Source organism: bacterium, from assembly GCA_037147175.1.
Lineage (GTDB): Bacteria > Cyanobacteriota > Vampirovibrionia > Gastranaerophilales > UBA9971 > UBA9971.
Map to the genome: position 1 here is coordinate 1 of JBAWVS010000062.1, position 12,213 is coordinate 12,213.

General features: G+C 30.9%; 14 protein-coding genes. 6 read left to right on the plus strand and 8 right to left on the minus strand.

The window, feature by feature from the left end; translation table 11 throughout:
* Positions 1-93 precede the first annotated feature (93 nt).
* Positions 94-759 (plus strand): hypothetical protein, encoded by a 666-nt coding sequence (locus WCG23_11795; GenBank protein MEI8390551.1) that lies wholly within the window; start codon positions 94-96, stop codon positions 757-759.
* Between the two features lie 692 nt (positions 760-1,451).
* On the opposite strand, the gene WCG23_11800 is transcribed toward WCG23_11795, so the two are convergent.
* From WCG23_11800 to WCG23_11815, 4 genes are all read right to left on the minus strand, one after another.
* The gene (locus tag WCG23_11800; protein ID MEI8390552.1) at positions 1,452-2,831 is read right to left on the minus strand and encodes a hypothetical protein; all 1,380 of its coding nucleotides are present in this window, start codon (positions 2,829-2,831) and stop codon (positions 1,452-1,454) included.
* On the minus strand, positions 2,821-4,275 hold the full coding sequence (locus WCG23_11805) for a hypothetical protein (protein MEI8390553.1): 1,455 nt from the start codon (positions 4,273-4,275) through the stop codon (positions 2,821-2,823). The genes WCG23_11800 and WCG23_11805 overlap by 11 nt, the downstream gene beginning before the upstream one ends.
* A 256-nt stretch (positions 4,276-4,531) precedes the next feature.
* Positions 4,532-4,816, minus strand: coding sequence for a type II toxin-antitoxin system RelE/ParE family toxin (locus tag WCG23_11810; GenBank protein ID MEI8390554.1), 285 nt, complete (start codon positions 4,814-4,816; stop codon positions 4,532-4,534).
* Between the two features lies 1 nt (position 4,817).
* On the minus strand, positions 4,818-5,066 hold the full coding sequence (locus tag WCG23_11815; protein MEI8390555.1) for a ribbon-helix-helix protein, CopG family: 249 nt from the start codon (positions 5,064-5,066) through the stop codon (positions 4,818-4,820).
* 336 nt (positions 5,067-5,402) lie between these two features.
* On the opposite strand from WCG23_11815, the gene WCG23_11820 reads away from it, so the two are divergent.
* From WCG23_11820 to WCG23_11840, 5 genes are all read left to right on the plus strand, one after another.
* Positions 5,403-6,287: a zincin-like metallopeptidase domain-containing protein gene (locus WCG23_11820; GenBank protein MEI8390556.1), complete on the plus strand. Its 885-nt coding sequence runs from the start codon at positions 5,403-5,405 to the stop codon at positions 6,285-6,287.
* Positions 6,288-6,345: 58 nt separating this feature from the next.
* The gene (locus tag WCG23_11825) at positions 6,346-6,534 is read left to right on the plus strand and encodes a hypothetical protein (GenBank protein MEI8390557.1); all 189 of its coding nucleotides are present in this window, start codon (positions 6,346-6,348) and stop codon (positions 6,532-6,534) included.
* Between the two features lie 160 nt (positions 6,535-6,694).
* Positions 6,695-7,312, plus strand: coding sequence for a recombinase family protein (locus WCG23_11830; protein MEI8390558.1), 618 nt, complete (start codon positions 6,695-6,697; stop codon positions 7,310-7,312).
* 227 nt (positions 7,313-7,539) lie between these two features.
* Positions 7,540-8,079, plus strand: coding sequence for a dual specificity protein phosphatase family protein (locus WCG23_11835; protein ID MEI8390559.1), 540 nt, complete (start codon positions 7,540-7,542; stop codon positions 8,077-8,079).
* A 2-nt stretch (positions 8,080-8,081) separates the two neighbouring features.
* A complete protein-coding gene (locus WCG23_11840; GenBank protein ID MEI8390560.1) occupies positions 8,082-9,527 on the plus strand; it encodes a hypothetical protein in 1,446 nt (481 codons plus the stop codon).
* A 41-nt stretch (positions 9,528-9,568) separates the two neighbouring features.
* On the opposite strand, the gene WCG23_11845 is transcribed toward WCG23_11840, so the two are convergent.
* From WCG23_11845 to WCG23_11860, 4 genes are all read right to left on the minus strand, one after another.
* Positions 9,569-9,769, minus strand: a complete 201-nt coding sequence (locus WCG23_11845) for a hypothetical protein (protein ID MEI8390561.1) — start codon at positions 9,767-9,769, stop codon at positions 9,569-9,571.
* A gap of 297 nt (positions 9,770-10,066) precedes the next feature.
* Positions 10,067-10,840, minus strand: a complete 774-nt coding sequence (locus tag WCG23_11850) for a DUF3800 domain-containing protein (protein ID MEI8390562.1) — start codon at positions 10,838-10,840, stop codon at positions 10,067-10,069.
* A 116-nt stretch (positions 10,841-10,956) separates the two neighbouring features.
* Entirely contained in the window at positions 10,957-11,217 is a 261-nt protein-coding gene (locus WCG23_11855) for a GIY-YIG nuclease family protein (protein MEI8390563.1), read from the minus strand.
* A 4-nt stretch (positions 11,218-11,221) separates the two neighbouring features.
* Positions 11,222-11,764 (minus strand): hypothetical protein, encoded by a 543-nt coding sequence (locus WCG23_11860; GenBank protein MEI8390564.1) that lies wholly within the window; start codon positions 11,762-11,764, stop codon positions 11,222-11,224.
* Positions 11,765-12,213 lie beyond the last annotated feature (449 nt).

Here is a 12,213-nt window from a genome sequence, read left to right on the forward strand (position 1 = left end):
AATACAAATTTTTAGAATTAAAAACTCGTCAAAAAATTAGTTTTTAGAGATGCCCCTAAGCAGGAAACAATTACAGATAAACTAGGGATTTCTTTGAGTAGTGTTAAGAGAGCAGTAAAAGAACTTTCTAAGGCGAATATAATCATCATAGAGCTAAAATTTTCTAATAGATATAATCTAACTCCAACTTTTTTCGACCTGCTTAATATGACACCTGATGCAGTCCAAATTGAACCGTTAAAGTGTCAAAATGAAACGAATCATGTAGTAACAGAAAAAGAACTAAATAAAAAAACAGAAAAAACTTTTATTTTTAAAAATCTTTTAGAATTAGCAAAAACTAATACTGTCGCATACTATGAACAAATTTTAAATCTTTCGGATCAGGATAAAGAACATTTATGCAAGATAAAACTTGGTAGAATGTCTTTAACAGATTTTCAAAAAACTAACCTCAATAAGTTTATTATGCTCTCGGATAGTGAAATTATCGCTATAAATAATAAGGAGCCTTATTTTAGGCAAGAGAACATAGACATTTATTACAATCAGAGAATGTCAAAAATCAGAGAATTTCAAGAGCAACCACAAAAACAGGAGGAAAATATCCTGAAAAATGAAAAAGAAGAAACTTTAGCAATGTTGAAAGCAGGATACAAAGCATTTAGCAACAATAAAGCACACTTAATATCTTTCTTAAATAGGAATAAAGGTAAAATGGAACATTTTAAAATTACTGAACTAGATTTATGTTGTTAAAAAGTATTTTAGCAAGTACTGGGATGCCCTACGGTGAAAGTTTAGAGCGTTCCCTTTGTATTCCTGTGTCCTGATGAAATTAACCGCCTTTAAAGCAGCTCTTTTTTATAGTGGTAATAATCTATTTGAAAAAGTTTTGAAATAACAGGGAAAAACACTCTAAGCGAACCGACATTTTTCAGGGTTATTTTTAAGATAAATATTTATTTTAAAAATAAGGTATGCCTTCTATTCCTTTTCCGTGGTGGGTAATTTTGTATCAAATGCCCTATGTTGTCTGTCTAATGAACCAATAAATTAAATAAAATTTGCCAAAAACGACTATGTAATACTTGTAAGCAACTGGTGAAATACTATAAAATTATTACACATGTAGCAGTCAGTGTGCGTGTTTAGGTGCTTGAGGTATTGCTTGAAATTTTTACTATAAAATCTCAAAATCTCATATGGTTGCTGAAGCTATTTTAAAAAGTACATCCGCAAAGGCACATGCTTGTTTTTATAAACAAAGGTGATATAAGGTACTTCAGAGGCTCATAATTTAATGTTTAGGTCAGGATATATACTTTCATCCATGAAGAATTATAAGTTGTTTCCTGCTTCTTCTATTCGTTTTAAATTTAATGCAAGGTTGTATTGTAATAATAATTTAAGTTTTACAGGGCAAAACAACATATTTGTTTTTATAAATCTTATTCAAAGTCATCAAAATCATCGAATTCAATATCATCAGCATCATCCCAAGTAAAATCATCTTCAAGTTGATCTATATCTTCCGACATACCCTGACGGGGATAATTATTGTCTTCTTCATCTGCATCGGTGCAAGTATCTTCTTCAGGAATAACGGCGATACTTCCTTTTGGTATAGAGGGTTCGTATAATGAAGGGTTATAATCAGGGTTGTATGATACTGGAGCATTTACTAAATCACATAACTCATTGTAGTAACATACATTTTTTTTATTCTTATGGATAAAAGGCTCTACTACTTTATTTATTTCAGAATTTGTATACCCCAAATCTTTTAATAGCATTTTTAAGTATAGTAAATCATCCTTATCCAAATCCATAAAAGGTAATATTCTTTTATAATAAGGAGTATTTTTAGAAAAAGCTTTTGTATCTGTTGTGGATGCAAGTTCATTACAAAAAATGCTGCTATTAAGCTGTTCTGTGAATACGGCATCTAATTTATCATACAAATTTCCACGCTTTAGGCAATCTGTTACTATTCTTAAAGAAAGTTTCCTGTTTTTCTTTCCAGTGTCAACAAGCCTTTCATAAATATAGCCGACACTTTTTGAGGTATAAGCCAGTTCTATTCTAAGTAAGTTTAAATTTTCATTCAATGTAAGGGTATTGGTAACTTTATTATAATGATCTTGTAGCAATTCCGCTTCTTCATTGCTTAACTGTTCTCTTAGCTTTATTTTTCCGTATCCCCTTTTGTAGAGCTGAAATTTTTTATCATAGAACTTTATTATCTTTGAAAAAGTGTAGTGTTTCTCGTCATTTTTTGCCAGCCTATGGAAATAACAACTATCACTTTCTATACTTTGGTGCAGTACAGGAGAAAAACAATCTTTATACGGAATTTCTGTAAGCAGCATGGGAACATAAGAATTTGAAACGTGGTTATTAACCATAAATGTTTTAGTCAGATGCATCTCTGTAATTTGAAAGCCTTTGATTAAGTTACTTCCGACAAGAATATCCAAATCAACTATTCCGAGTTTTTTCAACAAATTCAAAAAGACATCATTCGGGATCATCTGTAAATTTATTGTATCTTTTTCTCTGTATGCCCTTGTAGGATTGAAGTTAATATATAACCTGCCATATCTTCTATAACAGAAGTAGTCGTATTCAGGGAAATATATACTTAGAATTTTGTTGTAGGTCTTCTCTAGCTGCCTTATGGGCTTATCCTTCGGGTTAATAAATTCGTTATTCAGATTATTTTCAGCCAGTAAGTTTTCTATCGAAATATAACCGTTTTCCAAGTAAAGCTTCATATCCGCTTCACTTATCATAATTTTAAATTTATCAATAATAACCTTATTCAGCATCAATGCAACCTTTGAAATAAGTAACAAAATCTGTAATAGCTCTTTCTTTTGCCTTAGCACGTTTTTTATTTAAACTTTTAGCGTATCGGCTTATATCTTCAAAATATTTAAAATAATTTTTGTAATTTCTATTATCGAGCTTTTCCATTTCCGCATTAAGATGTTCTTCATTAAGTTTGTTCCAAAAAAGTACCAAAATAGCATCATTGTTTAGTGAATATTTTTTATCTTTTTTCTTTATTAATCCGCATCGAGATAAAAATGTCCTGTCGCAATGGAAAAAAGATTTTTTTATGGAAGCAAAATCATTTCCATATTCTGCACAACCATAAAGTAAACTAAAATAAATAAATTCATTAAAATCTTTCTGTAATTTATCTTCCCCTTTATTTAACAGCTCAAATATATATTCAGCTGTAGTAACAGGCAAATCCCAAATACCTTTAATATTATTAGAGCTTATAACTCGTAATATTAAACACATATTACGTTCCGCACTGTTAGCAGTAACTTTTTTAATGATGAGATTTATATTGCTTCTCTTGGTATGATAAAATCCTGTGTTTTCCTTATCATTATAGATTTTGTCATCAAACCCATAGATCAAAGACTGTTTTTCATAGATGCAGGAAGCCGTCTCTTTTTCTCCACGTAACTTAATTTGAGAGAGTTCAGCGAAATAGTCATTATAGAAGAACTTTGAAGAATTAAGTATATTTCTAACCAAAATACTGGTGACTTTGGTATTAGTTACTTTTATGTTGGCTTTTTGAACTATATTTGTAACCAAATTCACATCGGAAGTAATGCAATTAAACAAATTAGGCGGTGGTACAAGATTATTTTCATTGACATAGTCGGCAGCATAGTCATCCAAATACCGTAACCACTCCATGAACACTAATATTGTCAGCAGGTCTGAAAAATACCTGTAATCTATTTTCTCAAGGACTTTTTTGTCAACTTCCCTGTATTTTTTAATATTGATTCTGTAATACAGGTTGTTGATGTAATCTCCTGCTTCAGGATGGGTATGTCTGCTTTTTGTTTGATTTTTTAAGCTGGGAATTATCTTGATGTACTGAAACAGGTATCTGTCTTCAAAATGATTTATAAACTTATCCAAGCTTTCTTTTTTTATCAAAGATAAAAATCTACTTAAAATTATTTCATTACCGTCTTCATACAGGGATTTTAAGAAAGTAAACGGCTTATCAAACCTCTCCTGATATAATTTATTTTCTTTGTTGCTGTAACTACAACTGTTATACCAGCTATATGAATTTGAAAGCATCTTTTTAGCGGAATCGAAATCAATAGATATTTTTGTATCTTCCGATAATAAAATAGAGCAGTCTTTCCCAATAATAAATTCATCATCTACTATTATATCAATAGAATCAACAAGAAATTTACTGCTGGATATAGAAGAAACATTAGTCATAGTTTATATATTTTATACTAAATAATGATAAACAAACATTATATTCAAATACTACTTAAAATTTATATATACTTTTAAAAAAAACAATACTGTATGTAAAGACATATTAAGGATATAAAGATTGTACTAACAAAAGATTGTTGTTAATTGCAACTATTATTAAGATGTATATTCAAACCTCTTTTATTATTTAAACATGTTTTAAAATAACTTTCAATCCCCCATGCGATGTATGTTAATAAATATTTACATAATTTTATTTTTTAGGGAATTTCCTTGATGTATGAATCACTCTAAGGATTTCTAAAGCCTCCTCCTTTATTCTGTAAGGAATTATATAGGGTAAATCCGCCATTACAAATTCTCTTGTGCCTAATATTCGTCCTTTTCTGCCAATGCTAGGATTATTTACAATTATAGTTTCAATTTTTTCAAGTATTGTAAGGGCTACCTCTACTGCTGCTGTAGGGTTATCTTTAAAAATATATGCTTCAATATCATCTAAGTCCCGATCGGCTGCAGGTGTAATTATAATTTTCATACTATAGAGCTGCCTTTTTGTTCAACCACTTAGCCTTAATATCTTCATAAGGTATAAATTCGCCGTTATCAGCTTGCTTTATTCCTTCTTGAATAGCTGCTATCTGCCACGATTGTATATCTATATAATTATCAATAGCTTCCAAGACAAGAGTAGATTTATTTCTGTCTGTAGCATCCGCTAATAGTTCAAGTTTTGTTTTTGTTTCTTCTGGAAGTCTTAAAGAGATCATATTTTTATTAGTAGCCATAAATTACCTCCATGTTTGTATTACATTAATATCATTGTATCACATTATATGGAAAGTTCAATATATAGAAATTCTGAAAAATTTCGGAGGTATATCTAATAACGATGAGGTATACCTCTTTAAAATTAGCTCTATCACCATTAATTATAGTCTTTTGACGTATAGATATATGCTCATACATATGTAATAATATAATTACAGGGATTACAAGTATTATAATAAAGTAGAGTGATATTAACGCCATATTCATTAAGATTCTAATTTTATAAATTCATATAAAAAGCCGCTTCATATTATCCATAATACGTATTCATATTGAATTACGGAGGTATTTCTATGCAAACAAATGAAATTAAGGCAAAAATTACTGCTGAAATTATCGAAAGCCTTAAAACTAATCAAAGTTTATGGTCAAAAGCTTGGAAGCCATGCCAGCCTCAAAATTATGAAAGTAAAAAAGCGTATTCAGTTATTAACAATTTAATCTTAACTTTAAAATCAATGAATCGTAACTATGAATCACCATACTGGTTGACATTTAAGCAGGTGGACAAGTTAGATCACAGTGTCTTGAGAGGTGAAAAGTCTACAATGATAGTTTTCTATTCTCTGATAGACTCAAAAAATACTAATGAAGACGGGGAAAAGAAAAAAATACCACTGCTAAAGTATTATAACGTCTTTAACTTGGATCAGACAACTTTAAAAAATAAAGTAAATATTAATGAAACTATTGATCCTGCATTAAGAAGTAACGATATAGAACAAGTTATAAATACTTTTGATTGTCCTATAGTATACGCTGCACAGGATAGGGCTTGTTATAGACCAGTAGAAGACAAAATTTACTTACCGACTAAAGGACAATTTAAAACAGTACATGGCTATTACGCTACAGCTATGCATGAAATAGCACACGCTACAGGTCATGAATCAAGATTAAATAGAAAACTCATTAATTCTTTTGGTTCTAGTGAGTACGCTAAAGAAGAATTAACAGCAGAAATTTCAAGTATGTTTATATTAGCCAAATATGGCATAGATAGTAAAGAAATAACCAGTAATAATGTTGCTTACATTAATTCATGGCTTAAAATTCTTGAGAATGACAGCAATTTTATCTTTACCGCAAGTAAACAAGCAGGTGAGATTCTCGAATACATAACAAAAGATAGTAATAAAATTACTGAAAATACAGAACTGGAATTAATAGCCGCATGAAGTAAGGGGGAAATCCCCCTGCTATCCTCTTACAGCAACTAAAAAGGAGAACTAAAAAATGAAAAAAACTTTAAGAAGCAGAAGCGGAAATTTAATCGGTTTTATCAAAGAAGACTCTTCGGGGAACAAAGAAATCAGATCTAAAAACGGGAATTACTTGGGAAAATTTAACGAAAAAGAGAATAAAACTTACAACAAAAACGGCAAGTTTATCGGCATCGGTGATTTTTTGACGAACTTATTATGATCTGGGACTTTTCAATGCTGCTAAAAACTATATAACGAATACGAACATTTATTTTATGTTAAATTATATAACAAAAAGGTTTAACTTTTATTAGCCATGGGTATATAATAAATATCAGGATATTGAGTTTTCATTATGCAATCAAGAAATGAGGCGGAAAATGTCAAAAACTTATGCTTACTTAAGAGTTTCAACTTTAATTCAAGATACCGAAAAAAACAAGGGCGATATTTTACGTTTTGCTAACGATAAAAAACTCGGTAACGTAGAATTTATTGAAGAAACTGTAACAGGTACGAGCAATTATAAAGATAGGCTGCTAGGATCGCTTATATGCGATTTAAAAAGCGGTGATGTGCTGATTGTTCCTGAACTTTCACGCCTCGCTCGTAGCATCTCTCAGATTCTTGAAATCATAGACCTGTCAAAACAAAAGAATTTTACCTTGTACAGCCTTAAAGAAAACTTTTGCTCTGATGATAAATCAATCACTTCTGTAATTACCAGCACTATTTTTGGGCTTGTTGCACAAATAGAAAGGGATTTAATTTCACAGCGTACTAAAGAAGCTCTTAGAGCCAAGAAAGAAGCTGGTATGATGTTAGGAAGACCTAAAGGCAGGGGTAAAAGCAAATTAGATATTCATAAAGAAGAGATTGAAGCTATGATAAAAACGGGTGTTCCCAAAACTAAAATAGCAAAAAAATACGGTACACTTCCTTATAACCTTTATAACTGGTTGAAAATGAATGAGATAGATTACAAAGAGCTGGTATAAGTCCAGCTCTTTCAATATTTCTTAGTTTTATCTTTATTAGACACGCTATGATCGATTTTAAGGCATGTTTTATACTGGCGTGGTATATTTTAAAGGTGTATGGAAGCTGCTTGCTAAAATTTTTTCGGAAAAGATTGTAACAAATTATAACGGGGGGGGTAAATTTTAGCAACTTTTTATATTCACGTGCTTTGTATAAATATTAGTAAAATATGGAATATAAACAAATGCTATTAAATTCACACTACAGTTACAACCCGCAAATATATTTGAAACCTTCTTTTAGAGGGGTATCCTCAAGTATTAAAAATTTCCAAAAAGTGGATGATTGTCTATATAGAGGGGGTAATCCAACTCTGGAACAATTACGACAGCTAAAAAAGCAAGGGTTCTCAACTATTGTCAGTTTTAGAACAGGTTATCAGGGCAACGAATTTGATGAAGCTCAGGCTGTTAAAGCTTTAGGAATGAAACATATACATCTTCCTTTTATTTCTTGGGATAATCCGCCTGAAAATCACGTTAGCACATTCTTTGCTAATATAGAACAAGCAAAAAGTAAAGGAGAAAAAGTTTTTATACATTGTACTCACGGAAAAGATAGAACAGGACTTTTTTCTGCTATGTATAAATTAACCTATGGTCTTGACAACATTGACGACTGTATTAGGGAAATGTTTAAATTAGGACATAATGCAACGGAAAATCCCAACTTAATTCCATACTTAAGAAATTTTGCACAGAAGTTACCACAAAGGAGAATATAATAATGAAAGTGAATCCAAGCTTAGTTTGCAAACAGCAAAACAATCTCAAAAACTCAAATAGCCAAGTTCAAAAAAACTTTAACGAAACCAATGACAGCCATTCTGAGATTAATTTAAACTTACAACCGAATGCGCATTTAAATAAACTGTCTTTTACAGGAAGTTTAAATAAAGGCATTGAAAGTGCAGAAGTTTTTGTCGGAAAATTTTTAAAAACCGAAAGTCCAATTGAATCAGCTAAGTTATTATTAGGAAGGTATCCTGAACTAAGCTGGCTAACTGGTTCTGTGAATGCAACTCCAGAAGGTGTTGCCAAAACAAGTAAATCTATATCCGAAGCCATTTTTGGTAAACAACATACGGAATTTGACAGGACATTAACGGGAATAGAAACAATAAAATGGGTTCTTAAAGGTGATTATGAACAATTTACAAAATGCCAAAAGCCCGAAGTTAAATTAACCCGTGAAAATTTTGACCATTTAAAAAGATATACTCACGAAGTGTTACCGAAGCCAGAAGATGTAGATGCAATGATTGGATATACAGTTATTAATGATTTAGGGAAAATCAAGTCTGTTGTAAGCGACATTCAGCAAAAAACGGGCATTCATGCCGTAGACCACGATGATATATTATTATACGCTCTTAAACACACACCTGAAGAAGTACCTACGTTTAAAAGACTTTCTCCCGAACACAAAGATACAGTAGTAAGAAGCTTAGAACCTCAATTTAATATTGGACAATTTTTACAAGCTGAGAATCTCCCCGCAAATTTAACAGGATTAAAAAATCTCGACCCTAAAGCAATGGATTATTATTTAACACACGCTGTTTATGATATTGCAGGAGCAGCAGGACATGTTAATCCTGACGGTTCTGTAGTTATGACAAATCCTCTTTATGAAGGCTTCAAACAGGGAATTAATTCAATAAAAAGACTGTCTAACGGAGAATCAGAAGCTACGGTCTATAATAGCTTTATGCAAGCAAAAGCAGAAGCATTACAAATGCCATTTGATACTCCAAAAGACAAGGCTTTGGCAAAATTGGCAGTTTTATCAAGAGCAGGAAGTACAGGCGAAGCCAAAACAATAAGAAATGTCTTTGAATCTTTATCTGATGAACATCAAAAAACATTAACCACCCATTTAAATAGAACGGGTATTGAAGACAAAGGGATTCTTTTATACTATGCTCCAGCATTTCTACAAAATTTAAAAGGTGCTTTAAAAGAACAACCAGAGCAAGCTTTACAAAAAGGATTCTCAACACTGGCTGAACTTTATCAAAGAGCGGACAAAATGGCTGATAAACCTAAAGGGGTATTTACTGTATTAATTTCGGATATTGCTAAAACAGCAAAAGAAGCTCCAGAGAAATTATTACCAGAAAATATTTCTTTAAAACCTGTAGGTGATAATGCAGAAGCAATAATAGCATAATATTTTTAAGAATTTTTTATTGATCCTCTAGCAATTTTTATTTATAGATTCTCAAAAGCATTTATTTTCAGGCATTGTTCCAGCTCATAACGCTCTAGGTGGCTTCTTAATAGAAATCCCATTATCAAAGAGCTAGAAATTACGTCTTTTACGCTGATACCAACATTCTTTCTTGCCCTGTCCAGTAGTTCCGCATAGTCATTTATTGCTTCAAGTACCTGTGGATCAATTCTATCCACCATTAACTTCTCATTTTTCTTAGTCTTCTCAAGGCTTGTAAAGAATTTCTTTATTTGTTTTCTTAAGCTCATTTTATTTAACCCCAATGATAATGGTAATATACTTAATTTATACCCTTCAGCGGGATTTTTTAAACAATCTTCAGGGTGCTGGAAAAATTATTTACCAAAACATCTTGTAAAAATCCTCAAATATGTAATAATAATAATATAAAGAAACAAAATTTAAAAATTAAAGTCTTAAATAAAAAGTCCTTTGCATGCGAAAGTTGGGATCTTTCCACTGTCTGAAAAGACTAGCTACAAAGGGCTTATTTTATTAATATCAAACTTGTTTTTCTGGTTATAAATATTGTTCGGCTTGTTGTTATAGTCATAAATATCTGATATTGAATCAATTTTATCCTCAACAACATTTAAAAACCTTGTTTCATTTTTGACATAAGCTCTGTATAACGCCCAGTTCATATAATCTATAATCTGTAAGCAAGGCTCATCAGAAGGTATTTGAACGAATACATCAATATTGTTATCTATTTGAACATTAAATTTGTTCTCAAAAGCAAGTTTAGCTGATAAAATAGCATTTTCAAAATGTATTTGTCTTGTCTTATTGTCTTTTTTAGAAAAATAAATTTTGTTTTGCTGATTTTTATGTAAATTATTTTCAAAAAGCTTTGATACCAAGTCAAAATAGAACAAATCTTGATTCTTTTTGTGTCTATTCTTAAATATTTCTTCATGTTTTCGAGCAACAACAAACTCGGCTTTAAAATCCAGTTCCTTTAATTTATCGAAAACAAACATCCGTATTTCAGGAATGTCGTTTTTGGCATGAAAGCTTAAAGCTGTAGACTTTAAAGAGGGTATCCCTTGAAAATATGGGTTATTAATAACTTGTTGTCTTAATTTTTCTAATTCTGTTCTCAGTAAAGAGGGGCTTTTAGTTTTTATCAAACCTAATATTAAAATTGGGGAACATCCATCTTGTCCAAGTATTAGTTCATTTTTACCGTTATAAAAAGTTGCATCACCTGATTCATCAACGAAGAAATATTTTGTTTTTTCACTCATAAAGTTGCCTTTGATTCTCTGTTTGCTTAAAAAATTAAATCTCTATTGATATTATACTAAAAACAAATAATATTGATAGTATCAGACAGTAGCTCAAGGGCTGCCTTAATTTCGTTTTAAGGGTTATTGTTTTGTATCAATTCGTTCTTATGCAATCTTGTAAGCTTCTTAATCCTGTATTCTTCTTTCATAGCTTCGGATTTTGTTAAATATTCTTTGCTGTAAACAATTTTAACAGGCTTATTTGCTCTAGTGAATTTTGAAGCTGTGCCGTTCAGATGACATTCAAATCTTTTTTCGGGATCATCTGTATAACCACAATAAAGTTTATTATTAATGGTTAGTAAAATATATGTGTAAAACTTTTTATTTGGCATGGATTTATTTTCCGAACTTTAACCCGAAAAATGATTTTTGTTTAAGCTGTTGGTTTTCAGCTTCAAGTTGATCTATTTTATCTTTATTTCTTTCATTTTCAAGTTTTAATTTAAAAAATTCTTCTTTCCAATAGTCTAAGTCTTTTTCTTTTTGTAATAAATTGTCTGTCAATAGCATTGTTTGACCAGCTTTGACACTATAGTCATTGACCTGACTTTGTAAGCTAACAACAGTATCAACAAGCTTATTGATTGTTTCCAATGGATTTAATTGTATAGATTGGCTTTGGACTGATTTATTATAGTCATTGTCTGTCAATATTTCTTTACCTTCTACGTCAATGACATTAGAAGTGTCTGTCATTTTACCATAATTTTTTTTAAGCTCTTCAATCCTAGAAGCAGTAAGCAAAATAACTGTCATTTTACGGTTATTGACTATCCTGTCAGATACATTGACATCACCCCTTTCAATCATTCTGTAAACTGTCTTAGGCTGAACCCCCAAAATGATTGCTAATTCTGAAACCTTGTATTCGTTTTCCATAATTCTTACCCTGTATATTGACTGACATTTAACCGCCAAAGTAGACAAAATATAGTTATTGACATCTACAAATATATGTATATCATGAGACATGATTTAAATCAAAAACTTTACAAACAAAAAAAGCACTTCCGAAGAAGCACTCTTTTATTAAATCTGATAACTTTATTATAAGACTTCTTCTGGAATTTGCAAGAGTTTCGTATGCAAATATTTTTGGAGGATTAAAGGAACAATGCAAAATGCGGCATTACTACAGCAAAAACCGACACAATTCAAATTAAGTAAGATTACCTTACAAAGTTTATGCAGGTTCGATATAAGCCCTACGGCGAAGCTTGTATTGCTTTATTTAGTAGACTGCTACAACCCTGCTAAAAGTTATATCTTTCCTATGGGCACTCCTAAAAACATAAAAATTTACAATATGGTATAATTAACCTGTTAAT

Bases quoted from the DNA above. Each gene is read 5' to 3' on its own strand.
- WCG23_11850 (MEI8390562.1), bottom strand. From the start codon at position 10,840: ATGAGTGAAAAAACAAAATATTTCTTCGTTGATGAATCAGGTGATGCA.
- WCG23_11820 (MEI8390556.1), top strand. From the start codon at position 5,403: ATGCAAACAAATGAAATTAAGGCAAAAATTACTGCTGAAATTATCGAA.
- WCG23_11855 (MEI8390563.1), bottom strand. From the start codon at position 11,217: ATGCCAAATAAAAAGTTTTACACATATATTTTACTAACCATTAATAAT.
- WCG23_11840 (MEI8390560.1), top strand. From the start codon at position 8,082: ATGAAAGTGAATCCAAGCTTAGTTTGCAAACAGCAAAACAATCTCAAA.
- WCG23_11800 (MEI8390552.1), bottom strand. From the start codon at position 2,831: ATGCTGAATAAGGTTATTATTGATAAATTTAAAATTATGATAAGTGAA.
- WCG23_11860 (MEI8390564.1), bottom strand. From the start codon at position 11,764: ATGGAAAACGAATACAAGGTTTCAGAATTAGCAATCATTTTGGGGGTT.
- WCG23_11830 (MEI8390558.1), top strand. From the start codon at position 6,695: ATGTCAAAAACTTATGCTTACTTAAGAGTTTCAACTTTAATTCAAGAT.
- WCG23_11845 (MEI8390561.1), bottom strand. From the start codon at position 9,769: ATGGTGGATAGAATTGATCCACAGGTACTTGAAGCAATAAATGACTAT.
- WCG23_11805 (MEI8390553.1), bottom strand. From the start codon at position 4,275: ATGACTAATGTTTCTTCTATATCCAGCAGTAAATTTCTTGTTGATTCT.
- WCG23_11825 (MEI8390557.1), top strand. From the start codon at position 6,346: ATGAAAAAAACTTTAAGAAGCAGAAGCGGAAATTTAATCGGTTTTATC.
- WCG23_11810 (MEI8390554.1), bottom strand. From the start codon at position 4,816: ATGAAAATTATAATTACACCTGCAGCCGATCGGGACTTAGATGATATT.
- WCG23_11835 (MEI8390559.1), top strand. From the start codon at position 7,540: ATGCTATTAAATTCACACTACAGTTACAACCCGCAAATATATTTGAAA.
- WCG23_11815 (MEI8390555.1), bottom strand. From the start codon at position 5,066: ATGGCTACTAATAAAAATATGATCTCTTTAAGACTTCCAGAAGAAACA.